Source organism: Streptomyces sp. NPDC031466, from assembly GCF_055581265.1.
The window spans coordinates 201,366-224,341 of record NZ_JBVIJT010000003.1 but is presented as its reverse complement, the minus strand read 5'-3'; the positions used below and the strand labels follow the sequence as shown (position 1 = coordinate 224,341).

The window sequence follows — 22,976 nt, the reverse complement described above, 5'->3', positions numbered from 1 at the left end:
CGGGTCCCCTCGACGGACGGTGAAACAGCAGCAAATTTCTCGAAGCGCTTCGATGCTGGGTGTTACTCGATGTCCATGTCAAGGCAGGTGCATGGGAACACCCCGTGAACCCGCTTTATACCGGCCCCGGGTCAACACGGCGCGTCCGCGGGACAATTCGGCACGCACCCTTGTGAGGATCCCGGCGTTCACTTGATCTCCCCACAGGCATCGAAGCGCTTCATATCCGGCCGGCGATCACCGCCGTGTGTCCGGGCGCGCGCCACGAAGGGTTGACGCAATGGCGCCGAACTCCCCCTCCAGCGGCTCCGGTTCGCACCCCGCCGACTCCAGGCCGAACCGGAGAACCTTCCTCGGCCCCGTGAGCGCCCCTCACCGCGGCCGAACGATGCGGACGCCGGCGCTCAGGCGGGCGCGCTCCCCGTGCTGGCCCGCACCGTCAGCTGCGGGGCGATCAGCGTGACGTCGTCCTCGCCGTGTCCGGCCAGCTTGGCGACGATCCGCTCGACGGCCCTGCGCCCCATCTCCTCGGCGGGGATGGAGACCGAGGTGAGCCGTACGGAGGCCTGGAGGGCCACCTGGTCGGGGCAGACGGCGATCACGGACACGTCCTCGGGCACCGCGCGGCCCTGCTGGCGCAGCAGGCCGAGCAGCGGCTCCACGGCCGACTCGTTCTGCACCACGAAGCCCGTGGTGCCCGGCCGCTCGTCGAAGACCCGGGCGAGCGTGGCGGACGTCGGCCCGTACCCCGCCTCGCAGGGCCGGTGCAGCAGCCGCACCCCCAGCTCGCGGGCCCTGACGCGCAGTCCGTCGAGGGTGCGTTCGGCGAAGCCCGTGTGGCGTTCGTAGACGGCGGGGGCCTCGCCGATGACGGCGACGTCGCGGTGGCCGAGGCCGGCCAGGTGCTCCACGCACAGCGCACCCGTCGCCACGAAGTCGAGGTCCACGCAGGTGAGCCCGGCCGTGTCGGCGGGCAACCCGATGAGCACGGCCGGCCGTTCGCTCGCCCGCAGCAGCGGCAGCCGCTCGTCGTCCAGCTCGACGTCCATCAGGATCATGGCGTCGGCGAGGCCGCTGCCGGTGACGCGGCGCACGGCCGCCGCGCCCTCGTCGCCGGTCAGGAGCAGGACGTCGTAGCCGTGGCTGCGGGCGGTGGTGGCGACGGCGACGGCGATCTCCATCATCACCGGCAGGTACATGTCGGTGCGCAGCGGCATCATCAGGGCGATGACGTTGGATTTGCTGCTCGCGAGGGCGCGGGCGCCCGCGTTCGGGTGGTAGCCGAGCTGCTCGATGCTGCGCTCGACGCGTTCCCGGGTGCCGGTGGAGATCGACCGCTTGCCGCTGAGGACGTAGCTCACCGTGCTGGCCGAGACTCCGGCGTGCTTGGCGACCTCGGCGAGGGTGACCATGCGGCTCTCCTGGGTTGGGCGAAAAGGCGGTGCGACCGACCCTAGAGGGGAGCCCCTGGCCTGTCCATACGTTGAGTCGAAGCGCTTCGATTCGGTGGGGCAGGGAGGGGGTGCCCCTCCGCGCCCCTGTGCACCTGCGTGTCCCAACACCGGCGGATCAGCGTTCCTCATGACATGTAGTCACCGCCGCGGCGAGAAAAGGTTGCCGGGTTTCCGGAAAATCTCGGCGCGTTCGCCAGTCGAATGGATTCGACGACTCGGTTTCCGCGAACACCCTTGACAAGCCCAAGAGGCACAAGGATTTTGGGAGCGCTCCCACCCCCCATCGGAAGAAGGACATCGGCATGCGTTCTTTACCCGACCACGGAGAATCAGGGCCGGAACCGAGCCGTCGCAGAGTTCTGGCCATCGGCGCCGCGGCAGCCGCCATCCCGGTCGCCGCCGCCCTCGGACCCGCAGGTCGGATCGCGCACGGTCGAGGCCCCCGATCACGGCCATGAATCGACCTCGGAGACGTACAGCCATCTGATATGGCTCCAGGCCATGTACGGCAAGATCACCGGTGACTGGTCCCGGTCCAACTCGGCGTGGCAAACCATGCAGAAATTCATGATCCCCACCCGCGCCGACCAGCCGACGAACAGTTTCCACAATGCGGCGAAACCGGCAACGTACGCGCCCGAGCACGACACGCCCGCGCAGTACCCGGCGCGCCTGGACCCCTCGGTCGCCGCCGGGGCCGACCCGCTCGCGGCCGAGCTGAAGAGCGCGTACGGCACCGACGACATCTACGGCATGCACTGAAGCGCCCTCGGCGCGTACGCGGAGCTGCTCGAAAGCTGAGTGCCGCTCCCCCTTCCCCCCACCCGACGTGCGAAGGAACCCCCCATGCCTCCTGTGCTCCGCGCGCACAGAACACGCGTGCTCCCCGCCCTGTGCGGTTTGATCGGCGGGCTGCTCGTCGCCGGCCCGGTCGCGAGCGCCGACGACCACACTCCCGTGTCCGTGTCCGTGAAGGCCACTCCGTACGACTGGAAGAACGTCCGCGTCGACGGGGGCGGCTTCGTCCCCGGCATCGTCTTCAACCGCTCCGAACGCGACCTCGCCTATGCCCGCACCGACATCGGCGGCGCCTACCGCTGGCAGGAGTCGTCCGCGTCCTGGACGCCGCTGCTCGACTCGGTCGGCTGGGACGACTGGGGCCACACCGGGGTGGTGAGCCTCGCCTCCGACTCCGTGGACCCCGACCGGGTGTACGCGGCCGTCGGCACCTACACCAACGACTGGGACCCGGGCAACGGCGCCGTACTGCGCTCCACCGACCGGGGCGGGACCTGGCGCAAGGCCGACCTGCCGTTCAAGCTCGGCGGGAACATGCCCGGCCGCGGCATGGGCGAGCGCCTGGCCGTCGACCCGCACGACAACGACGTGCTCTATCTGGGGGCGCCCAGCGGCAAGGGCCTGTGGCGCTCCACGGACGCGGGTGCCACCTGGCGGCAGGTGACGAACTTCCCGAACCCCGGCAACTTCCAGCAGGACCCGAGTGACACGAGCGGCTACAACTCCGACAACCAGGGCATCGTCTGGGTCACGTTCGACGAGTCGACGGGCACGGGCGACGGGAAGACGCAGACCCTCTATGTGGGCGTCGCCGACAAGGCCAACTCCGTGTACCGGTCGACGGACGGCGGCGGCACCTGGTCGCGCGTCGCGGGCCAGCCGACCGGACTGCTCGCCCACAAGGGTGTCCTCGACGCGGAGAACGGCTACCTCTACCTCGCCTACAGCGACCGGGCCGGGCCCTACGACGGCGGCAAGGGCCAGGTCTGGCGGTACGCGACGAGGACCGGCGAGTGGAAGAACATCAACCCCGTCGCCGAGGCCGACACCTCCTACGGCTTCAGCGGTCTGAGCGTCGACCGGCAGCACCCGGGCACCGTCATGGTCACCGGCTACAGCTCCTGGTGGCCCGACACGCAGATCTTCCGCACCCGGGACAGTGGCGCCAACTGGACGCCGGCGTGGAGCTATTCCTCGTACCCGACCCGGCAGAACCGCTACACCATGGACATCTCCTCCGTGCCGTGGCTCTCCTGGGGCGCGCACCCCGCGCCGCCCGAGCAGAGCCCGAAGCTCGGCTGGATGACGGAGGCGCTGGAGATCGACCCGTTCGACTCCGACCGCATGATGTACGGGACGGGGGCCACGGTCTACGGCACGGAGAACCTCACCCGGTGGGACGCCCCGGGCGGCACGTTCACCGTGCGGCCCATGGTGAAGGGCCTTGAGGAGACGGCCGTCAACGACCTCGCGGCACCCGAGTCCGGGGCGCCGCTGCTGAGCGCGCTCGGCGACATCGGCGGCTTCCGGCACACGGACCTCACCAAGGTGCCGGCGCAGATGTACACCTCCCCCACCTTCTCGTCCACGACGAGCCTCGACCACGCGGCGGCCAGGCCGAGCACGGTGGTGCGTTCCGGCGACGCCGACGCGGCGCCCCACGTCGCCTTCTCGACCGACAACGGCGTCACCTGGTCCGGCGGCCAGGAGCCCCCGGGCGTCACGGGCGGCGGCACGGTGGCCGCGGCGGCCGACGGCAGCCGCTTCGTGTGGAGCCCCGCGGGCGCGGGCGTGCACACCGCCGCCGGACCCGGAGCCGCCTGGACAGCGGCGGGCGGCATTCCCCAGGGCGCGGTGGTCGAGTCGGACCGGGTCGACCCGAAGCGGTTCTACGGCTTCAAGTCCGGCACGTTCTACGTCAGTTCGGACGGTGGCAGCACCTTCACCGCGAAGGCGTCCACCGGTCTGCCGACCGAGGGGCCCGTGAAGTTCCAGGCCGTGCCCGGCAGGAAGGGCGACATCTGGCTCGCGGGCGGCAAGGCGGGCGGGACGTACGGCCTGTGGCACTCCACGAACGGCGGGACGAGCTTCACCCGGGTCGCGGGCGTCCAGGAGGCCGACACCATCGGCTTCGGCAAGGCGGCGCCCGGCGCCTCCTACCAGGCCCTCTACACCAGCGCGAGGATCGGCGGCGTGCGCGGCATCTTCCGCTCCACGGACGCGGGCGGGAGCTGGGTCCGCGTCAACGACGCCGGACACCAGTGGGGTTGGACGGGCGGCGCCATCACCGGCGACCCGAACGTCTACGGCCGGGTGTACGTGGGGACGAACGGCCGCGGCATCGTCCAGGGCGACACCGCGGCACGCTAGCCCCGCACGGCGGCGGGCTTCAGCCGCCGCGGAACTGGACGGCGTGCGCCGAGTCGCCCTGCTCGACGCCGCCCACGACGGCGCGGACCGTGTAGTCGGCCGAGTCGGGCGCCCCGGCGTGGAAGAAGTTGGTCGAGTCGGTGACCGGCGAGGCGTTGGCCTTCGTGGCGCCCCGGTAGACGTTGAAGGCCACACCGTCCGGGTCGGTGGCGAGCCAGCGCCAACTGAGCAGGTTGCCGCTGCCGTCGGGGACGCTGACGGCGCCGCGGTCAAGTCGCTCGGCCTGTCGGGCGGCCGGGGCGGCGGACGCCGCGGAGGACGCGCCGGGCAGTGCGGCGAGCCCGGTGGCGGCGACCGCCCCGGCCGTCGCGGCGCAGCACGCCAGGCGCCTCGACCTGCGTCCGCGGTGTGAAGGGGAGTTGCGCACGGGGGCCTCCCGGCGGCTGGGGTGAGGGGTTCAACCGGTCAGTCGCCGCCGTGCGCCCCCGGGTTGCCGCCGCTTGCACGCGCGGACCGTCAGCGGAGCCTTCCGGCGCCCGCCCGGTGACCCACCACGTACGGCACCGCCCGCGGATGGTCCACGTGCCGGCGCAGGTGCGGGGTCCAGCCGGCTCCGGGGCGCAGCGCCTCGTCGGGGAACTGCGCGTTGTGGGCGACGATCAGGTCGGTCCGTTCACCGTTGACGTAGTTGTGGTCGGCGGTGACCGGGGCCTCCTTCCACTTCTTCAGGACGCGCCCGGCGCCGATGCCGTCCGGCAGGGTGAACGCGTTGGCCTGGGCGACCAGTTGGGACTCGGCGCCGATCCCGAAGGCGTACTGGTAGCCGTCGCGCGGCGCGACGTAGTGGTTGTTGTAGACGTCGACCTTGCCGAAGCGCACGCGCGGAGCGCGCTCGACGATGTTCCGGAAGAGGTTGTGGTGGAGTGTGACGCGGAGCTTCCCGCGGTCGGTGCCGCCCGCGCCGTCGCTGTTGCCGATCATGAGCGTCTTGTCGTGGTCGGCGAAGACGTTCCAGGAGACGGTGACGAGGTCGGCGCCCCGCACGATGTCCAGCTCACCGTCGTGCCGCTGGTAGAGCTGTCCGTAGTAGGAGGGCAGCGAGCTGTCGGGGTGGGCGCCGTCAGTGAACGTGTTGTGGTCCAGCCAGACGTGCGTGGAGCCGTACACCACCGCGCTGTCGTACTCCGAGTTCCAGGCGCCCCGCTCGCCGTCCGTGGGGTCCCACTGCGGGAAGCAGTCCAGGGGGCTCTCCAGCGTGAGGCCGCGGACGACGACGTTGTCCACGCCCTTGATCTGGAGGCTGCCGCCGATGATCCGCGCGTTCCCGCCGACCCCGAGCACGGTGGTGTCGGAGGGGATGTACGCCTTGACGGCCGCCGCCTGCCGGGCCGCCGAGGCCGCGCGCAGCTCCTCCTGCTCACCGCTGACCGGTCGGTCCCTGCCCCACACCGCGGGGTCGTACGCGGCGAGGTACTTCGCGAAGTCGTACCCCTCGGCCGCGAACGCGCCGCAGCCGCCGATGCCGGTGGCGTCCAGCGTCCCCTTGACCCTGATGACGCGGGGCCCCGCGCCGCCGGCGGTGAGGGCCGTCGTGAACTGCTGCCAGGTGGTGACGGTGTGGGTACGGGCGGCGCCCGCGTCCGCGCCGCCGGTGGTGCCGCCGTCGGCGGAGGCCCAGCCGTCGCGTGCGGGCAGGACGTCGTGGGCTGCCGGGACGTGCCGGGCGGACGCCGGGTGCGCCGCCGCCGTGGACACCGTGGGCGCCGCGAGGGCGAGGGCCGCGCAGCTCGTGAGCAGGGTGGCACGAACACGTGTCGTCATGCGTCTTCCTCCGTCGGCCAGGTGATCCAGGACTCCGGCACCGTGGCGTCGAGGCGACGCAGGTCGCCCGGGGCGAGCACCCTGCGGTGCAGCAGTTCCACGGCGACCAGGCGGGCCACGGCGATCGCGCCGGGTGGGTTGAAGTGGGTGTTGTCCTGCTCGGACGCGGTCCAGTTGAAGTACCGCTTCGTCTCCTCGGGCCCGAGCTTTCCCCACAGGGCGAGGGAGAGCGCCTGGATGTCGAGGAGCGCTGCGCCCTCCTCGACCGCGAGGGCGCGCACGGCCGCCGGGTAGTCGCCGTGGGTGGGCACGGCGGCGCCGCCCGCGTCGAAGCGCCGGCGTTCCACGGAGGTGAGCAGCACGGGGCGCGCCCCACGCGCCCGGGCGCCGGCGACGTACTGGCGCAGGTACTCCTGGTAGGTCGACCACGGTTCGGTGTACCGGGCGGGGTCCTCCCGCTTCTGGTCGTTGTGGCCGAACTGGATCAGGAGGAGGTCGCCGGGGCCGATCGCTTCGAGGAGCGCGGCCAGGCGGCCCTCGTCGACGAAGCTCTTCGAACTGCGGCCGTTCACCGCGTGGTTGGCGACGGGGAACGCGGGGCGCAGGAAGAAGGGCAGGGCCATGCCCCAGCCCGTCTCGGGTGCGGCGGGGCGGTACTTCTGGGCGGCCGTGGAGTCACCCGCGATGAACAGGGTGCGGCGGCCGGGTCCCGCGGCGGTCACCGGTTCTGCTCCTTCCACTCCGCCTGCGCCTCGTTGAGCTGCTCGGCGAGGGAGTCGAGGAAGTCCTTCGCCGACATCTTGCCGAGCAGGACCTTCTGGAAGGCGGGCTCGTTCTCGGCCTTGCTGATGGTGTTCCAGTCGGGCAGGTAGTAGGGCAGTTGCACGATCTTGAGGGAGCCGTCCTGGAGGGCCTCGGCCGCCAGCTTGGTGGGCTCGGACTTCTTGACCCAGGGGTCCTTGGCTGCCTCGGCGTTGGCGGGGATGGCGCCCGCCGACTCGTTCCACTTGCTGTTGGACTCGTGCGAGGCGGCGAACTCGATGAACTTCCAGGCCGCCTTCTTCTTCTTGCTGGACTTGAACAGGCCGAGTCCGTCGACGGGGTTGGACACCTGGACGCGTACGCCCGCGTCGGTGGTGGGGTTCGGCAGGCCGCGGAACTTGTTCTCGCCGAGTGCCTTCACGTGGTCCTGGTAGGAGCCGAGGTTGTGGCTGAGCATGCCGATCTGGCCGCTGTCCCACTGGGCGACCATCTTGGTGAAGTCGTTGTTGAGGTCGGCGGAGGGCGTGGCCTTCTTGTAGAGGGACACGTACTTCTGCAGCGCGGCGACGTTCTTCGGGTCGTTGACGGTGGTCTCGTCACCGTCCCAGAAGTCGCCGATGCCCGACTGGCCGTACATCGCGTCGAGGGCCTGTGCGATGGAGCCCTCGCCGCCGCGGATGGTGTAACCGAAGCGGTTGTCGGCTCGGTCGGTGAGCTTGTCGGCGGCTTTGTAGAACTTCTTCCAGGTCGTCGGCGCGTCCAGGCCGGCGGCCTCGAAGAGGTCGGTGCGGTAGTACAGGACGCCGTTGCTCGCGGAGGTGGGGACGGTGTAGAGGTCGACGCCGCCGCCGGCCGCGCGGACGCTGTCGACCATCGCCGGGTTCAGCTCGTCGGTGAGGGGACTCTTCTCGACCCGCTCGTCCAGCGGCTCCAGGGCGTCCTGCGCGGCGATCCCGGCGAGCATCGCGGCGCCGACGCCGCCGACGTCGGGCAGGCCGCCGCCCCGGATGGCGGTGTCGTACTTGGACTGGACGTTCTCGGCGGGCACCCCGACGTACTTGACGTCGATGTCGGGGTTCTCCTTCTCGAAGTCCTCGATGATCTCCTGCCAGATGTCGTGCCGGACGGCGGTGTTGTTGTCCCAGAAGACGATCTCGCCCTTGCCGCTGCCCTCGCCGCCCTTGTCGCCCGCCGCGCCGCTGCCGTCGTCACCGCAGGCGGTGGCGGTCAGGGCGAGCGCGGTGGTCAGGGCGAGGGCGACACCGGCGCGGCGTCGGGTGCGGGGACTCTCGGGGGTGCGGGGGCTCTCCTGGGTGCGCTTGGAGTCGGTGGGCATCAGCGGCTCTCTTCTCGGGTTGCGGAGTGATTCAACGGGTGATCCGGAAGCGGGTGAACAGGGCTGTCCCGGTGGGTCCCTCGCCCGCGGGCGCCGCCGCGAACAGGCCGAGGAGCGCGCCGACCCAGCGCCAGGGCGTCGCGGCGAAGACCGGCCCGCCGGTGGGCCGCGGGCCCTCGCCCGTGTCGGCGGTGAAGCGGCAGCGGGCGCCCTCGGTGATCTCCACCCGCAGCCGGGCGGCGGCGCCGGGTGCCGGGCGCGGGGGCGCGGCGTCGCGCTCGGCCGCCGCGCCCGCTTCGGCGAACCGGTGCACGAGCCGCACCGCTCCGCCCTCGTCCCGCTCCAGGCCGACCCACGAGTACGCGTCCCCCAGTACGGCCAACCCAGCCCGAGCACCGGGAACTTCGGCGTCCAGACGCAGCTCGACCTCGACGGCGCAGGACCGCAGGGGCAGGCGCTGGGTGAGGGTGTGCGGCAGGGCGCGTACGTCGTCGGCGTGCGCCGAGCGGACGCAGGCCAGCCGCAGCCCGTCCCCCGAGTGTGAAGTGGCCCAGCCCGTGCGGGGGTTGGCGGTCCACTGCCACTGGGGGCCGTACCGTCCGCCGGGGAAGTCGTCACCGGTGGCGGGGGCGGACGGTGGCTGGGCGGGCAGGTCCGGTTTGCGGTGGACGGCGACGGGCTCGCCGTCGTTGCCGAGCACCGGCCAGCCGTCCGCGTCCCAGCGCATCGGCTGGAGGTGCACGACGCGGCCGTAGGCGCCGCGCTGCTGGAAGTGCAGGAACCAGTCCTCGCCGGTGGCGGTGCGCACCCAGCCGCCCTGATGTGGCCCGTTGACGTCGGTGGCGCCCTGTTGGAGGACGACGCGCTCCTCGTAGGGCCCGTGGAAGGCGCGGGAGCGGAAGGCGCCCTGCCAGCCGCTCGCGACGCCGCCGGCCGGGGCGAGGATCCAGAACCAGCCGTCATGCCGGTAGAGCTTGGGGCCCTCGACGGTGAACCAGCCCGGGATGCGGTCGCCGTCGACGAGGGTCCGCCCCTCGTCGAGCAGTTCGCGTCCGTCCGGGCTCATGCGGTGGCCGGTCAGCAGGTTCTTGACGCCGGAGCGCGACTTGGCCCAGGCGTGCACGAGGTACGCGGCGCCGCTCTCCTCGTCCCACAGGGGGCAGGGGTCGATGAGCCCCTTGCCCGCCTTCACGAGGTGGGGGCGGCTCCAAGGTCCCCGGACCCGGGGGGCGTTGACCTGGTACACGCCGTGGTCGGGGTCGCCCCAGAAGATCCAGAAGCGTCCGTCGTGGTGGCGCAGGGAGGGGGCCCAGACGCCGCGGTCGTGCTGCGGGGTGGCGTAGGCCTCGGCCGGTTCGAGGCGGTCGAGGGCGTGGCCGATCAGCGTCCAGTTGACCAGGTCGCGGGAGTGCAGCAGCGGGAGCCCGGGGGCCCGGCCGAAGCTGGAGGCGGTGAGGTAGAAGTCGTCACCGACCCGCAGGACGTCCGGGTCGGACCAGTCGGCGGCGAGGACGGGGTTGCGGTAGGTGCCGTCGCCGAGGTCGCCGGTGGCCTCGGAGCCCGTCGTCCCCGGGCCCGTGCTCACGCCGTCACCGCCTTGCGGACGAGGGCCGCCGCCTCGTCGCGGCCGAGGGCGCCGTCGGCCACGACGGTCACGATCCGGCGTACGAGTGTGTCGCGCGGGGCGAGCGGCAGCCGGTCCTCGTACGCCAGCGAGGAGCCGACGCCCGGGTATGCGGCGGCGCGCACGAACCACGGGTCGTGGCGGGTGCGTGCCGTGGCCCCGGCGAACACCAGCGTCCAGCCGTCCCCGGCCAGCGCCAGCCACGGCGCGCGGGCGGTGTGGGCGGCCGCCTCCCCCTCGCCGTGCGGGGTGCTGACCCGTGGGGGCGCCGCCTCCTTGGGCGCGCGCCAGAAGAAGCCGCCGTAGGCGGCGCCGGGGCGGCCGTTGGTGGCGGGACTGCCGAGGGACAGCTCGGCGCCGGTCGCGTTGGTCAGCGCGAAGGTGAGGTCCAGCGCCCAGGCGGTGTCCGTGAGGGCGACGGCGGCCACGGTGCGGCGCTCGCGCAGCAGGACCTCGTCGTGCGCCGTCCACGCGATGTCCTCGACAAGGCCGTCCGGGTCGCGCAGCTTGAATTCCTGGTGGCGCTGGACCCCGTGGTTGTCCAGCTCGGTCGGCCCCTGGCCGCGTACGAAGGTGCGCCCGCCCCAGAAGTTGCGTCCCGCCACGTCGGGCACGGCGACGCCGGCCCCGAGGTGGTGCGGGTGGTCGGCGGGGCTCAGCTCGGTGACGGGTGTCCCGGCGAGCGTGGTGACGGGGTGCAGGTGGGGGCGGGGCGACAGGCCCGGGGCCAGCTCGGGGCGGACGACGTAGCGGGCGACCGGGCGCCCGGCGCAGCGCAGGGTGACCGATCCGCCGGGCTGTCGCCCGGAACCGTTCGTGTGCCGCTGGGAAGTGCTCATGACGGGTTCACCTCGTCGTGAAGGTCGCCGTGGCGGGACGGCCGGGCCCAGGAGGCGCCCAGTTCGGAGTAGAGGCACTGGGTGTCGGCGGCGAGGGCGACCAGCCCTTCGATGCCCGGCACCACGCGGCGCTCCGCGCTCTCGCCGGGCGCGCCGTGCCACGCGTCGGCGGGCAGCGCGGCCGGGTCGGGCGCGAGCCGCACCGCTTCGACGACCCGCATGAAGGCGCCGGTGGCGGCGGGCGGTACGAGGAGTTCGGCGCGGCCCATGAGGTGCTGGACGAGGTTCTCCAGGAGGTCGGTCCTGCCGTACAGGGTCTGGGAGTCTTCGCTGTCGTCGGCGCCGCGCCGCACCTGCACGCGGTCCTGCCGGTACCAGCAGGTGACGCGTCCCTCGGTGCCGTGCACCACGACGTACGGCTCCTGCGAGGCGGGCGCGCAGAGTGTCGCGGCGACGGTGACGCGGCCGCCGCCGGCCGTGGAGATCCGTACGCAGGAGGTGTCGTCGGACTCGATGGCGTGGGCGCGGAAGAGTTCGCACTCCACGTCCGTGACGTCCTCGGCGGCGGTGCTGCCCGCCAGGGCGAGGGCGCCGGCGACGGCGTGCGCGAGGGGGTTGGTCAGGACGCCGTCGACCACGTCGAGGCCGTCGAGGCGGCGCCGGCCCGCCCAGGGCGCCCGCCGGAAGTAGGCCTCGTCCCGGACCCACAGGCCGGCCCCGCCCACGCCGGTCACCTCGCCGATCGCGCCGTCGGCGATCAGCCGCCGGATGGCGGGGAGCGCGTGGGAGCCGAGCGACTGGAAGCCGATCTGGACGGCGGTCCCGGCCGCGGCGGCCCCGTCCGCGATCTGTCGGAACTGCGCGTAGGAGGGGGCGGGCGGCTTCTCCAGGAGCACGTGGACGCCGCGCCGCGCGGCGGCGAGCGCCAGGTCGGTGTGGGTCGGGATGGGCGTGCAGATCACGGCGACGGCGGCACCGGTCGCATCGAGGAGCGCGGCGAAGTCGCCGGACTGCTCGACCGCGCCGAAGCCGACGAGTTCCTCCCCCATCAGCGGCTTCAGCTCGCAGACGCCCACCAGGCGGACCAGGCCGGCGCGCTGGAGGCGGCGGATGTTCTCCAGGTGCGCGCCGCCGTGGCCGCGTGCCCCCGCGAGGACGACGGGCAGCGGGAGCCGCAGACCCCCGGTCGCGGCGCTCATCCCTTCACCGCCCCGGCGCTGAACCCGGTGACGAGCCACTTCTGGATGAACGCGAAGACGATGACGACGGGCACGGCGGCGACCACACCCCCGGCGGCGAGCGCGCCGAGGTCCACGCTGTCGGCGCCCATCAGGGTGGCGAGGCCCACCGGGATCGTCTGCTTGCCCTGGTCGCTGAGGAACATCAGGGCGAACAGGAAGTGGTTCCAGCTGTGCACGAAGGCAAAGGAGCCGACCGCGATCAGACCGGGCCGCAGCATCGGCAGGACGACCGCGCAGAACGCCCGGAACCGCCCGCAGCCGTCGACCCAGGCGGCCTCTTCCAGGACGTAGGGCACGTTCTTGATGAACCCGCTGATGAGGATCATCGACAGGGGGAGCTGGAAGACGGTCTCGGCGACGACGACGCTGGCCAGCGAGTTGATCATCCGCAGCTCGGCGAAGATCTCGAAGAGCGGTACGAGCATCAGCGCGCCCGGGATGAACTGCGAGCACAGCAGCGCCAGCAGGAAGGCGCGCTTGATCCGGAAGTCGAAGCGGGCCAGGGCGTAGCCGCCCGCGAGGGCGACGAGTGTGGTCATCACCATGGAGACGACGCCGACGAGCAGGCTGTTCTGGAAGAACGTCGCGAAGCTGCGCTCGGTCCACACCTTGTCGAAGTGGTCGAAGGTCAGCGGCCAGGGCACGAGGGAGGTGGAGCCGGTGGGGCGCAGCGCGAAGAGCAGGATCCAGTAGAAGGGCACGAGGGTGAACAGGAGGTACAGCCCGAGGGGCGTGTAGATCTGCCAGCGGGGCGTACGGACGAGGGCGGTGGCGGTGGCGGTCATTTGTCCTGGCTCCCGAACTTGCTGAGCCGCAGATACAGCAGCGAGCAGAAGAGAAGGATCACGAAGGCGATGGCGGTCAGCGCGGACGCGTAGCCGAAGTCGTGCGAGTCGACGGCGATGGACGCGATGCGCAGGGGCAGCGTCGTCGTCTCGCCCGCCGGGCCGCCGCCGGTGAGGGTGTAGAGCAGGTCGACGTTGTTGAACTCCCAGACGGCGCGCAGCAGCGTGGAGAGGATGATCGCGTCCTTGAGGTGGGGCAGCGTGATGTGGAGGAACTGCCGCCAGCGGCTCGCGCCGTCCACCTCGGCCGCCTCGTAGAGGTCCTTCGAGACGGACTGGAGGTCGGCGAGGATGAGGATCGCGAAGAAGGGGACCCCGCGCCAGAGTTCGGCGACGACGACGGCGGGGAAGACCGTGCCGGTGTCCGAGAGCCAGGACGTCCCGTACGAGCCGATCCCGATGTCGGCGAGGTAACGCGTGACGCCTGTCTGGGAGTTGAGGATCAGCAGCCAGATGGTGGAGGTGAGGACACCGGAGACGGCCCACGGTGAGAAGACCAGGGCGCGGGCCGCCGCGCGGCCGACGAAGGTCTGGTTGACGAGCAGCGCGAGCACGAGGCCGAGCAGCAGTTGCAGCACGATCTCGACGGCCACCCACTGGAGGCTGAAGCCGAGGGTGGGCCAGAACTCGGGGTCGTCGGTGAAGGCGGTGACGAAGTTGTCCAGGCCCGCGTAGCCGTCACGCCACGGCTTGGTGGGGTTGTAATGCCGCAGGCTGTAGTAGAAGACGCTGACCACCGGATAGGCGATGAAGCCGAGCATCAGCAGGGCGGCGGGGGCGATCAGCAGGTAGGGGAGGCGGCGCGGCGTCGCCCCGACCCGCCGGCGGCGCCGCCTCGCCGGGTCGGGCGGCGGCTGGGCGGTGCTCGGCGGTGGCTTCGCCACGGCTGCGGCCTGGGCCATGACAGTTCTCCGATCGTGGAGGTGCGGGTGAAGCGCTTCGCGCACGGCGTTCGAGATGCCGGACGGGCGAGGGCGGACACGGACGGACGGTGACGAGCAGACGGTGGCGAGCAGACGCTGACGAGAGGTCAGCCGACGTACGGGTCCGGCACGGTGCCCGGCCTCGCCAGGAACGCGAAGTCGCAGCCCGTGTCGGCCTGGGTGATCTGCTCCGCGTAGAGCGCGCCGTACCCGCGCTCGTGGCGGGCGGGCGGCGGCGTCCACGCGGCGCGGCGGCGGGCCAGCTCCTCGTCCGGCACCTCCAGGCGCAGGCTGCGAGCCGCGACGTCGAGGGTGATCAGGTCCCCGGTGCGCACCAGCGCGAGCGGCCCGCCGACATGCGACTCGGGTGCGACGTGCAGCACGCACGTCCCGTAGGAGGTGCCGCTCATCCGCGCGTCGGAGATCCGCACCATGTCCCGTACGCCCTGTTTGAGCAGGTGGTCGGGGATCGGCAGCATCCCGTACTCGGGCATGCCCGGGCCGCCCCGGGGGCCCGCGCCGCGCAGGACGAGGACGTGGTCGGGCGTGATGCGAAGGGCCGGGTCGTGGATGGTGCGCTGCATCGTGCGGTAGTCGTCGAAGACGACGGCGGGGCCCGTGTGCCGCAGCAGCCGGGGCTCGGCCGCGATGTGCTTGATGACGGCGCCGTCCGGGCAGAGGTTGCCGCGCAGGACGGCGACGCCGCCCTCCCGCGCGACCGGGTCGGCCCGGGTGCGGATGACGTCCGCGTCGTGCACGCGGGCCCCGGCGAGCTGTTCGCGCAGGGTGTCGTGGGCCACGGTGGGCCGGTCCAGGTGCAGCAGGTCGGTGATGCGCGACAGGAAGCCGGGGAGCCCGCCGGCGAAGTGGAAGTCCTCCATCAGGTAGCGCTCGCCGCCCGGTCTGACGTTGGCGAGCACGGGCACGGTGCGGGCGGTCCGGTCGAAGTCGTCCAGGGTGAGCCGCACCCCGGCGCGCCCGGCCATCGCGATGAGGTGGATGACGGCGTTGGTGGAGCCGCCGAGCCCGAGGACCGTGGTGACGGCGTCCGCGAAGGCGTCGGGCGTCAGGATGTGGGACAGCCTGCGGTCCTCGCGTACGAGGTCGACGATCCGCAGTCCCGACGCCGCCGCCATCCGCTCGTGCCCGGAGTCGACCGCCGGGATCGAGGAGGCGCCGGGCATGCTCACGCCGAGTGCCTCCGCCGCCGCGGTGAGCGTCGAGGCGGTGCCCATGGTCATGCAGTGGCCCGCCGAGCGCGCCAGGCCGCTCTCCAGTTCGCCCAGCTCGCAGTCGCCGATGAGCCCGGCGCGGTGGTCGTCCCAGTACTTCCACATGTCGGTGCCCGAGCCGAGGGTGCGGCCCCGCCAGTGGCCGGGCAGCATCGGGCCCGCGGGCACGAAGACGGCGGGCAGGTCGACGCTCGCCGCGCCCATGAGCAGCGCGGGCGTCGTCTTGTCGCAGCCGCCGAGCAGCACGGCGCCGTCCACGGGATAGGAGCGGAGCAGTTCCTCGGTCTCCATGGCGAGGAGGTTGCGGTAGAGCATCGGGGTGGGCTTCTGGAAGGTCTCGCTGAGGGTGGCGACCGGGAACTCCAGCGGGAAGCCGCCCGCCTGCCAGACGCCGCGCTTGACGGCCTGTGCGCGCTCCCGCAGATGGGAGTGGCAGGGGTTGATGTCGGACCAGGTGTTGAGGACGGCGATGACGGGCTTGCCCAGGTGTTCCTCGGGGAGGTAGCCGAGTTGGCGGGTGCGGGCGCGGTGGCTGAAGGAGCGCAGCCCGGCGGACACGCTGTCGCCGAACCACTGGGCGCTGCGCAGCTGCCGCCCTTCGCCCTCGCCGTCCGCCGACGCCGTCACAGGGACCACCCCGCGACGATCGCGGCGACCTCGGCCCGTTCGGCGTCCGGCAGCAGGCTGCTGGGGGCGCGCACGTCGCGGCGGCACAGGCCGAGTACGGCGAGGGCCTCCTTGACGACGGTGACGTTGTGCGCGGAGCCGTCGGCCGCGCGCAGTTCCTCGAAGCGGCGGATCTGCTCCCACACCTTCATGGCCCGGGGGTGGTCGCCGGACCGAAGCGCTTCGATCATGTGCAGCGAAAGGCCGGGGGCGACGTTCACGAGCCCCGAGGTGAAGCCGGTGGCGCCCGCCGAGAAGTACGAGGGCGCGTACGGCTCGGCGAGCCCCGCGACCCACACGAAGCGGTCGAGTCCCGCGTCGCGGGCGAACCCGGCGAAGCGGGCGGCGTCCGGCACGGCGTACTTCACGCCGATGACGTTGGGGCAGTGGTCGGCGAGTTCGGCGAGGCGGGCGCCGGGCAGGCCCGCGTCCCGCAGATAGGGGACGACCCCCAGATCCGGAACGGCCTCGGCGATTGCCCGGTGGTAGGCGACCCAGCCCGCGTCGGAGACGTAGGGGTGCACCGGCTGGTGGACCATGACCATGCTCGCACCGTGTTCGGCGGCGTGCCGGGCGCCGGCGACGGCCGTGGGGAGGTCGTGCCCCACCCCGGCGAGCACCTCGGCCCGCCCGCGCGCCTGAGTTGCCGTCAACTCCATGACCTCGCGCCGCTCCTGGGGGGAGAGCGCGTAGAACTCGCCGGTGTTCCCGTTCGGGGTCAGGGTGCGCACCCCGCCGTCGAGCAGCCGTCGCAGGATCACCTCGTGGGCGGCCCGGTCGAGGGTGCCGTCCCGCGTGAAGGGCGTCACCGGGATCGCCACGACGTCGGCGAGTGCGGTGCGCTGCGTCTCGAACGTCACTGGAGTTCCCCTTCTCCGGGAAAGGCACGGCTCACGAACGACTCGATGTGGTCGTGCAGGGCGCGCGCGGCCCCGTCCTGGTCGCCGGCGACGGCGAGCCGCAGGATCTGCTCGTGCTCGGTGGCCTCACGCGCCCACGAGGGGTCGGCGGCCCAGGCCACGGCGGAGACGAGCGCCGCCTGGTCCCGGACGCCGTCGAGCAGCCGCCCGAGCAGCGGGTTTCCGCAGTCGACGTACAGCGCACGGTGGAACTCCCGGTTGGCCAGGGAGCGTTCGGCCGCGTCATCGGCGGCGGCGGCCCGCGCCAGGGCCTCGCGGGCGGCTTCGAGGGGGGCGCCGCGCAGCACGGTGCGGCGCAGCGCCTCGGGCTCCAGGAGCAGCCGTACGTCGTAGACCTCGCGCGCCATGGCGGCGTCGACGGTGCGTACGGTTGCGCCCTTGTACTGGCTCATCTCGACGAGCCCGGTGCCCGCGAGGGTCTTCAGCGCCTCACGCACGGGCGTCTTGGAGACCCCGTACGCGCGGGCCAGCTCCGTCTCGATCAAGGGCTGGCCCGGTCTCAACTCGCCCGTCAGGATGCGGTGTTTGATCGAGTCGAGCACGAACTGCGTGCGCGAGGGGATCGGGACCGGGGGCGGCGCCGAGGCCGGGGCGGGAGTCGGGACGGACGTCATGGGCACCCTCAGATCTCGCATATCGCGTCTCATATATGACGTACGAAGTACGACGCGTCGAAGCTAAGAGGGCGCCCGGGGTTCGTCAACGCTTCCGACAAAAGAAGTGCGACGGATTCCGCTGGGAGCCGGTGGTTCAGCGGTGTCCGAACAGCCGCGCTGCGGGCAGGAGTTGTCGGCCGTAGCCGAACAATGCCTGGTTCTCCCAGGCGTTGCCGGACACGGGGTCGGCGGGGTCCCAGCCGCTGCCCTCGACGGCGGTCCAGGCGGGCTCCCAGTACACGACGCCGAGTCCGCGCCCGCCGGGGACGGCCTCCACGACGTTCATGACGTCCCGGAGGTTCGCCGCCTGCCCGGCGGGGGTGGCGGGGTAGCCGGCGGCGAGCTGGTCGGGTCGCGCGACGTTGTTCTCCAGGTCGTCGGCGTTGGCCAGCGTGTGCGCGTAGGCGGTCTCCACGACCAGGACGGGCCTGCGGTAACGGGCCGCCGCGTCGTCGAGGTTGGCCTGGAGGGCGTCCAGGGGGCCGTGCCAGTAGCCGTAGTAGGACAGGGCGATGACGTCGAAGGGCACTCCGTGGGAGAGCGCCTGGTCGAACCACCAGCGCGTGCCCGCGTTGTCGCCGCCCTTGGCGAGGTGCAGGGCGACGCGTGTGCCCGAGGAGACGTCCTTCGCGGCCCGGGCCCCGGACTTCAACAGGCCCGCGAGCTGGGCCCAGTTGTCGGTGGAGCCCTCGGGCCAGAGCATGCCCGCGTTCAGTTCGTTGCCGATCTGCACCATGTCGGCCGTGGTCCCCTGCGCCTTCAGTGCGGCGAGGACGTCGTACGTGTGGTCGTACACGTCCTTCGTCAGCCGGTCGTACCCGTGCGCGGCCCAGGCGGCGGGCTTGTACTGCTTGCCCGGGTCGGCCCAGGTGTCGGAGTAGTGGAAGTCGATCAGCAGCTTCATGCCGCGCGCCTTGACCCGCCGGGCGACGGCGAGGACCTTCGCCCTGCTGTTGTAGCCGTCGGCGGGGTTCACCCATACCTTCAGGCGCGCGTAGTTCATGCCCGCGGCGCCCAGGATCGCCAGCGCGTCGCCGCTCGTGCCGTCCGCGTAGCGGTAGGTCGCGCCGTGCGCCTCGTTCTTCGCGAGCGTCGACACGTCACCACCCTTGACGGCCAGGCCGGTCGACCCAGGGGTGAGGGTGATGTCGTCGAAGTTGGCCCACTCCCCCGCGTGCGCGTCGGACACGAGGCGGACGGTGCAGGCCCCGCCGGTGACCCGGACCGAGGTGACCAGGCGGATCCAGCCGCCGTTCGAGGTGGGCGGCAGGTCGGCGCGCTGTTCGGAGCCGCCGCTCTTGAGGGCGATGTAGGCGGAGTTCTGCCCACCGCTGGAGCGGACCCACGCCGTCAGCGTCCAAGGGCCGTCGGCCAGACCGGTGAGGTACTGGTACGTCTCGGTCCGGTAGGCCGAGGACGCCCAGTGGGAGAGCCGCAGCCCGCCGCCGCGGCCCTGCGCCTCCGTGAACGCGGCGCCACCGGCGCCGTACGCCGACCAGCCCGCGAGTCCGCTCTCGAACCCGCCGTTGGCGAGGCCGCTCGCGGCTCGCGCGCCCTGCGCGGGCAGCGCCAGGGCGGCGGCACCCCCGAGGGCGGCGGCCAGCACGGCTCTGCGGGCCGGGGCGGTGGTGGGTGTTCCGTTGTTGCCGTGCATCGTCGATGTCCCTTCGACTTCGCGGTACCTGAGGAGTACCCGCGCCGCGGTCGGCGATCGGGGAGAGGAGGGGTGCGGCGGCGCCGTACGAAGGTCGGGTGCGGCGCCGCCGCCGTCCGGCCGGCAGTCCCCCACGGACCACGACCGGAGCAAAGGGGAGGGCCGGTCAGCCGTCCAGGCGCACCACGCGCACGGCCCCGGCGGGCACCGCGAGCCGGCCCGCCACGCGCTCCCCGGTGAGCAGCTCGCCGCCGGGGGCCGTCAGCGGCACCTTCACCTCGTCGCCGGTGTGGTTGATGGCGAAGAGGTACGTGCCGCCGTCGCCCGTCCGGGTCACCACCTCGACGTCGCGCGGGAGTTCGGGGCGCGGCTCGATCCCGGCGTCCGCGCAGGCGGCGGCCAGGATCGTGTCCAGGTCGCGCGCCGGGAGCCGCGTCGAGACGTACCACGCCGCGCCCGCGCCGAGCGCGTGCCGGGTGACGGCGGGCTGCCCGGCGGTGAGCCCGTCGGCGTACGTCCACACCGTCTCGGCGCCGCGCGGCACGACGCGCTCGCTCCACACGTCGCCGGACAGCTCGGCGCCGCCGGGGCCGGTGATCCGCGTCCGCTGCCCCGGGAGCAGCGGCGAGAACTCCTCGACGGTCAGCCCGAGCACGTCGCGCAGGGCGCCGGGGTAGGGGCCCGGGTGCACGGCGTCGTGCTCGTCGACGATGCCGGAGAAGTACGAGACGACGAGCGTGCCGCCGCCCTCGACGTACGAACGGAGGTTGCGCGCGGTGGCCTCGGTGGCGAGGTAGAGGGCGGGCACGACGACCAGGGGGTAGGCGCGAAGGTCGGTCTCCGGGTGCGCGAAGTCGACCGTGAGGTGCCGGTCGTACAGCGCCTCGTAGAAGCTGTCGGCGCGCTCGCGGGCGTCGTGGTCCTCGCTGGGCCGCCACTCCAGGGTCTGCGCCCACCAGGAGTGCCAGTCCCACAGCATGGCCGCGTCGGCGACGGTGCGGGTGCCGCGCAGCCCGGCCAGCGCGCCGACGTCCGAGCCGAGCCGCACCACCTCCCGCCACAGCCGCGAATCGGTGCCCGCGTGCGGCAGCATCGCCGAGTGGAACTTCTCCGCGCCGCGCCGGGACTGCCGCCACTGGAAGAACAGGGCGCCGTCGGAGCCGCGCGCGATGTGCCCGAGGGAGTTGCGGGCCATCTCGCCCGGCGCCTTCGCCGGGTTGCGGGGCTGCCAGTTGACGCCGCCCGCGGCGTGTTCCATGAGCAGCCAGGGCGCGCCGCCCGCCACGGAGCGCGTCAGGTCGGCGGCCATGGCGAGGTTGACGTGGGTGCGGCGGCCGTCGGTGATCAGGTAGTGGTCGTTGGAGACCAGGTCGACCTCGCGGCCCCAGGCCCAGTAGTCGACGGAGTCGCACTGGCTGAGGGCGGTCATGAAGTTGGTGGTGACGGGGATGCCCGGCGCGAGGCGGTGCAGGATGTCGCGCTCGCGGACGAAGTTCTCGCGCATCGTCGCGTCGGCGAAGCGCCGGTAGTCCAGGGCCTGGGCCGGGTTGCCGACGGTGGGCGTGGCGCGTGGCGGGTTGATCTGCCCGAAGTCGGCGTACCGCTGGCCCCAGAAGGCCGTTCCCCAGGCCTCGTTGAGGGCTTCGACGGTCTGGTAGGTGTGCTCCAGCCAGCGGCGGAAGTGAGCGGCGCAGCCGTCGCAGTAGCAGGCGGAGACGGGCACCCCGTATTCGTTGTGCACGTGCCACAGGGCCAGGGCGGGGTGGTCGGCGTAGCGGACGGCGAGCCGGGTGGTGATGTCCGCAGCGGCGGCGCGGTAGGCCGGGTCGCTGTGGCAGATGGCGCCGCGTGAGCCGAACTCGTGGCGGACGCCTTCCGCCGTGACGGGCAGTGCTTCGGGGTGTGCGCGGTAGAACCACGCGGGTGGCGCCACCGTCGGCGTGCCGAGGTCGACGCGGATGCCGTGCGCGTGCAGCAGGTCGATCAGGCGGTCGAGCCAGCCGAAGTCGTGGACGCCGGGGGCCGGTTCGAGCAGGGCCCAGGAGAAGATCCCGACGCTCACCATGGTGACGCCGGCCTCCCGCATCAGGGCGACGTCCTCGTGCCAGACGGATTCCGGCCACTGCTCGGGGTTGTAGTCCCCGCCGAAGGCAAGGCGGGCGAGGCCCTTGGGGGCGTGGTCCGGCATGGATCTCTCCCGAAGATGCGAACGACTGGCCCGATGGGGCCGTTGGATCTGTGAACGTACACATACGCCGTCAGCGGCGTCGGGCCAACATAACTGCAGAGTTACAACCATTGACAAGTGTCCTGGATGTTTCTCTACTGTGAACGCTCACAGAAGCATGGCAGGCACCCGCAGCAGGCGGGGCCCAGCTCAGGGGAGAAAGATCCATGCCGCAGAACACGCCACGCCGCCTCGCCGCGACCGCCGTCGTCCTCGCCCTCGGCGCCACCGCCCTCGCCGGCTGCGGTTCGTCCGACGACGACGCCGGCGGGGCCGGCGGCGGCCCGGTCTCACTGACGTACTGGACGTGGGCGCCCGGCATGGACAAGGTCGTCGACCTCTGGAACAAGGGCCCGGGCAAGGACGAGCAGATCAAGGTCACCGTCAAGAAGCAGGCCTCGGGCGACAACCTGGTCACCAAGATCCTCACCGCGCACAAGGCCCACCAGGCACCCGACCTCGTGCAGGCCGAGTACCAGACCCTGCCCACCCTCGTCAGCAACGACGCCCTCGCGGACATATCGGGCGAGGTCGGCGACGTGAAGGGCGAGTTCGCGCGGGGCATCTGGCAGCAGACCACGCTCGGCACGGACGCCGTGTACGCGGTGCCGCAGGACGCCGGGCCGATGATGTTCTACTACCGCGCCGACCTCTTCGAGAAGTACGGCCTCAAGGTCCCGAAGACCTGGCGGGAGTTCGCCGACACCGCCCGGGCGCTGAAGAAGAAGGCCCCGGACAAGGACCTCACCACCTTCTCCGCCAACGACGCGGGCCTCTTCGCCGGACTCGCCCAGCAGGCCGGCGCCCGGTGGTGGACCACCAAGGGCGAGAAGTGGAAGGTCGGCATCGACGACGCGGCCACGCGCAAGGTCGCCGACTTCTGGGGCGGCCTCGTGAAGGAGGGCGCCATCGACAACCAGCCCATGTACACGCCCTCCTGGAACAAGGCGCTCAACACCGGCAGGCAGCTCGCCTGGGTCAGCGCCGTCTGGGCGCCCGGCACCCTCACCACCGCGGCGCCCGACACGAAGGGCAAGTGGGCCATGGCCCCGCTCCCCCAGTGGGACTCCGGCGACACGGTGACCGGCAGCTGGGGCGGCTCCTCCACCGCCGTCACCACGGACTCGGAGCACAAGGTGGCCGCCGCGAAGTTCGCGAGCTGGCTGAACACCGATCCGAAGGCGCTCGCCGCGCTCGTCGAGGAGAGCGGCGTCTACCCCGCCGCCACGGACGCCCAGACCGGCGGCGCGCTCGCGAAGGCCCCGGCGCACTTCGCGAACCAGCCCGGCTTCTACGCGAAGGCCGCGGACATCGCGAAGACCACCGCCCCCGGCGCCTGGGGCCCGAACGTGAACGTCGCCTACACCACCTTCAGGGACGCCTTCGGCTCGGCCGCCAAGAACAAGTCGGACTTCGGCGCCGCCCTGCGGACCATGCAGGACGGCACGGTCGCGGACCTGGAGAAGCAGGGCTTCGAGGTCGCGCGGTGACGACCCCGACGCGAGACCAGCCGCACGGGGCGGCGCCCCGCCGCGGGCCGTCCGAAGCCGCCGGGGTCTCCAAGGCCTCTGCGTCCTCCGGGGATTCGGAAGCCGCCGGGGTCTTTGA

The 22,976-nt window shown here is 72.4% G+C and carries 16 protein-coding genes and 2 pseudogenes; 3 read left to right on the top strand and 15 right to left on the bottom strand.

The window, feature by feature from the left end; translation table 11 throughout:
* Positions 1–404: 404 nt before the first annotated feature.
* Positions 405–1,412 carry a LacI family DNA-binding transcriptional regulator gene (locus ACZ5GP_RS06990; RefSeq protein ID WP_468749801.1) on the bottom strand — a complete coding sequence of 336 codons (1,008 nt, stop codon included), beginning with the start codon at positions 1,410–1,412 and terminating at the stop codon, positions 405–407.
* Between the two features lie 474 nt (positions 1,413–1,886).
* On the opposite strand from ACZ5GP_RS06990, the pseudogene ACZ5GP_RS06985 reads away from it, so the two are divergent.
* Positions 1,887–2,213, top strand: a pseudogene (locus ACZ5GP_RS06985) (glycoside hydrolase family 48 protein); the annotation flags it as partial.
* An 87-nt stretch (positions 2,214–2,300) separates the two neighbouring features.
* Positions 2,301–4,622: a WD40/YVTN/BNR-like repeat-containing protein gene (locus ACZ5GP_RS06980; RefSeq protein ID WP_468749800.1), complete on the top strand. Its 2,322-nt coding sequence runs from the start codon at positions 2,301–2,303 to the stop codon at positions 4,620–4,622.
* Positions 4,623–4,644: 22 nt separating this feature from the next.
* Here the strand turns inward: ACZ5GP_RS06980 and ACZ5GP_RS06975 are convergent.
* The 14 genes and pseudogenes from ACZ5GP_RS06975 to ACZ5GP_RS06910 all read right to left on the bottom strand — a co-directional run.
* Positions 4,645–5,049, bottom strand: a pseudogene (locus ACZ5GP_RS06975) (rhamnogalacturonan endolyase family protein); the annotation flags it as partial.
* Between the two features lie 89 nt (positions 5,050–5,138).
* Positions 5,139–6,443, bottom strand: coding sequence for a pectate lyase family protein (locus ACZ5GP_RS06970; protein ID WP_468749799.1), 1,305 nt, complete (start codon positions 6,441–6,443; stop codon positions 5,139–5,141).
* The gene (locus ACZ5GP_RS06965; RefSeq protein ID WP_468749798.1) at positions 6,440–7,165 is read right to left on the bottom strand and encodes a rhamnogalacturonan acetylesterase; all 726 of its coding nucleotides are present in this window, start codon (positions 7,163–7,165) and stop codon (positions 6,440–6,442) included. Before ACZ5GP_RS06965 ends, ACZ5GP_RS06970 begins: the two co-directional genes overlap by 4 nt.
* Complete coding sequence (locus tag ACZ5GP_RS06960) at positions 7,162–8,541, bottom strand: ABC transporter substrate-binding protein (protein ID WP_468749797.1); 1,380 nt, start codon at positions 8,539–8,541, stop codon at positions 7,162–7,164. Before ACZ5GP_RS06960 ends, ACZ5GP_RS06965 begins: the two co-directional genes overlap by 4 nt.
* 31 nt (positions 8,542–8,572) lie before the next feature.
* Positions 8,573–10,126, bottom strand: a complete 1,554-nt coding sequence (locus ACZ5GP_RS06955) for a glycoside hydrolase family 43 protein (RefSeq protein WP_468749796.1) — start codon at positions 10,124–10,126, stop codon at positions 8,573–8,575.
* Positions 10,123–11,004: a DUF6807 domain-containing protein gene (locus ACZ5GP_RS06950; RefSeq protein ID WP_468749795.1), complete on the bottom strand. Its 882-nt coding sequence runs from the start codon at positions 11,002–11,004 to the stop codon at positions 10,123–10,125. Before ACZ5GP_RS06950 ends, ACZ5GP_RS06955 begins: the two co-directional genes overlap by 4 nt.
* Positions 11,001–12,203 carry a Gfo/Idh/MocA family protein gene (locus ACZ5GP_RS06945; RefSeq protein ID WP_468749794.1) on the bottom strand — a complete coding sequence of 401 codons (1,203 nt, stop codon included), beginning with the start codon at positions 12,201–12,203 and terminating at the stop codon, positions 11,001–11,003. Before ACZ5GP_RS06945 ends, ACZ5GP_RS06950 begins: the two co-directional genes overlap by 4 nt.
* Complete coding sequence (locus ACZ5GP_RS06940; RefSeq protein ID WP_468749793.1) at positions 12,200–13,030, bottom strand: carbohydrate ABC transporter permease; 831 nt, start codon at positions 13,028–13,030, stop codon at positions 12,200–12,202. Before ACZ5GP_RS06940 ends, ACZ5GP_RS06945 begins: the two co-directional genes overlap by 4 nt.
* Positions 13,027–13,992, bottom strand: coding sequence for a carbohydrate ABC transporter permease (locus ACZ5GP_RS06935; protein WP_468749792.1), 966 nt, complete (start codon positions 13,990–13,992; stop codon positions 13,027–13,029). The genes ACZ5GP_RS06940 and ACZ5GP_RS06935 overlap by 4 nt, the downstream gene beginning before the upstream one ends.
* A 128-nt stretch (positions 13,993–14,120) precedes the next feature.
* Complete coding sequence (gene araD, locus ACZ5GP_RS06930) at positions 14,121–15,872, bottom strand: L-arabinonate dehydratase (protein WP_468750151.1); 1,752 nt, start codon at positions 15,870–15,872, stop codon at positions 14,121–14,123.
* Complete coding sequence (locus ACZ5GP_RS06925; RefSeq protein WP_468749791.1) at positions 15,869–16,771, bottom strand: dihydrodipicolinate synthase family protein; 903 nt, start codon at positions 16,769–16,771, stop codon at positions 15,869–15,871. Before ACZ5GP_RS06925 ends, araD begins: the two co-directional genes overlap by 4 nt.
* The gene (locus ACZ5GP_RS06920) at positions 16,768–17,445 is read right to left on the bottom strand and encodes a GntR family transcriptional regulator (RefSeq protein WP_468749790.1); all 678 of its coding nucleotides are present in this window, start codon (positions 17,443–17,445) and stop codon (positions 16,768–16,770) included. The genes ACZ5GP_RS06925 and ACZ5GP_RS06920 overlap by 4 nt, the downstream gene beginning before the upstream one ends.
* Before the next feature lie 136 nt (positions 17,446–17,581).
* A complete protein-coding gene (locus ACZ5GP_RS06915) occupies positions 17,582–19,141 on the bottom strand; it encodes a glycosyl hydrolase 53 family protein (RefSeq protein WP_468749789.1) in 1,560 nt (519 codons plus the stop codon).
* 166 nt (positions 19,142–19,307) lie between these two features.
* On the bottom strand, positions 19,308–21,329 hold the full coding sequence (locus tag ACZ5GP_RS06910; RefSeq protein WP_468749788.1) for a beta-galactosidase: 2,022 nt from the start codon (positions 21,327–21,329) through the stop codon (positions 19,308–19,310).
* Between the two features lie 206 nt (positions 21,330–21,535).
* On the opposite strand from ACZ5GP_RS06910, the gene ACZ5GP_RS06905 reads away from it, so the two are divergent.
* Positions 21,536–22,858 (top strand): ABC transporter substrate-binding protein, encoded by a 1,323-nt coding sequence (locus ACZ5GP_RS06905; RefSeq protein WP_468749787.1) that lies wholly within the window; start codon positions 21,536–21,538, stop codon positions 22,856–22,858.
* Positions 22,859–22,976 lie beyond the last annotated feature (118 nt).

What these genes read in the sequence shown, in the direction of transcription:
- ACZ5GP_RS06990 (WP_468749801.1), bottom strand. Translation starts at nt 1,412, where the DNA reads ATGGTCACCCTCGCCGAGGTCGCCAAGCACGCCGGAGTCTCGGCCAGC.
- ACZ5GP_RS06980 (WP_468749800.1), top strand. Translation starts at nt 2,301, where the DNA reads ATGCCTCCTGTGCTCCGCGCGCACAGAACACGCGTGCTCCCCGCCCTG.
- ACZ5GP_RS06970 (WP_468749799.1), bottom strand. Translation starts at nt 6,443, where the DNA reads ATGACGACACGTGTTCGTGCCACCCTGCTCACGAGCTGCGCGGCCCTC.
- ACZ5GP_RS06960 (WP_468749797.1), bottom strand. Translation starts at nt 8,541, where the DNA reads ATGCCCACCGACTCCAAGCGCACCCAGGAGAGCCCCCGCACCCCCGAG.
- ACZ5GP_RS06950 (WP_468749795.1), bottom strand. Translation starts at nt 11,004, where the DNA reads ATGAGCACTTCCCAGCGGCACACGAACGGTTCCGGGCGACAGCCCGGC.
- ACZ5GP_RS06945 (WP_468749794.1), bottom strand. Translation starts at nt 12,203, where the DNA reads ATGAGCGCCGCGACCGGGGGTCTGCGGCTCCCGCTGCCCGTCGTCCTC.
- ACZ5GP_RS06940 (WP_468749793.1), bottom strand. Translation starts at nt 13,030, where the DNA reads ATGACCGCCACCGCCACCGCCCTCGTCCGTACGCCCCGCTGGCAGATC.
- ACZ5GP_RS06935 (WP_468749792.1), bottom strand. Translation starts at nt 13,992, where the DNA reads ATGGCCCAGGCCGCAGCCGTGGCGAAGCCACCGCCGAGCACCGCCCAG.
- ACZ5GP_RS06920 (WP_468749790.1), bottom strand. Translation starts at nt 17,445, where the DNA reads ATGACGTCCGTCCCGACTCCCGCCCCGGCCTCGGCGCCGCCCCCGGTC.
- ACZ5GP_RS06915 (WP_468749789.1), bottom strand. Translation starts at nt 19,141, where the DNA reads ATGCACGGCAACAACGGAACACCCACCACCGCCCCGGCCCGCAGAGCC.
- ACZ5GP_RS06910 (WP_468749788.1), bottom strand. Translation starts at nt 21,329, where the DNA reads ATGCCGGACCACGCCCCCAAGGGCCTCGCCCGCCTTGCCTTCGGCGGG.
- ACZ5GP_RS06905 (WP_468749787.1), top strand. Translation starts at nt 21,536, where the DNA reads ATGCCGCAGAACACGCCACGCCGCCTCGCCGCGACCGCCGTCGTCCTC.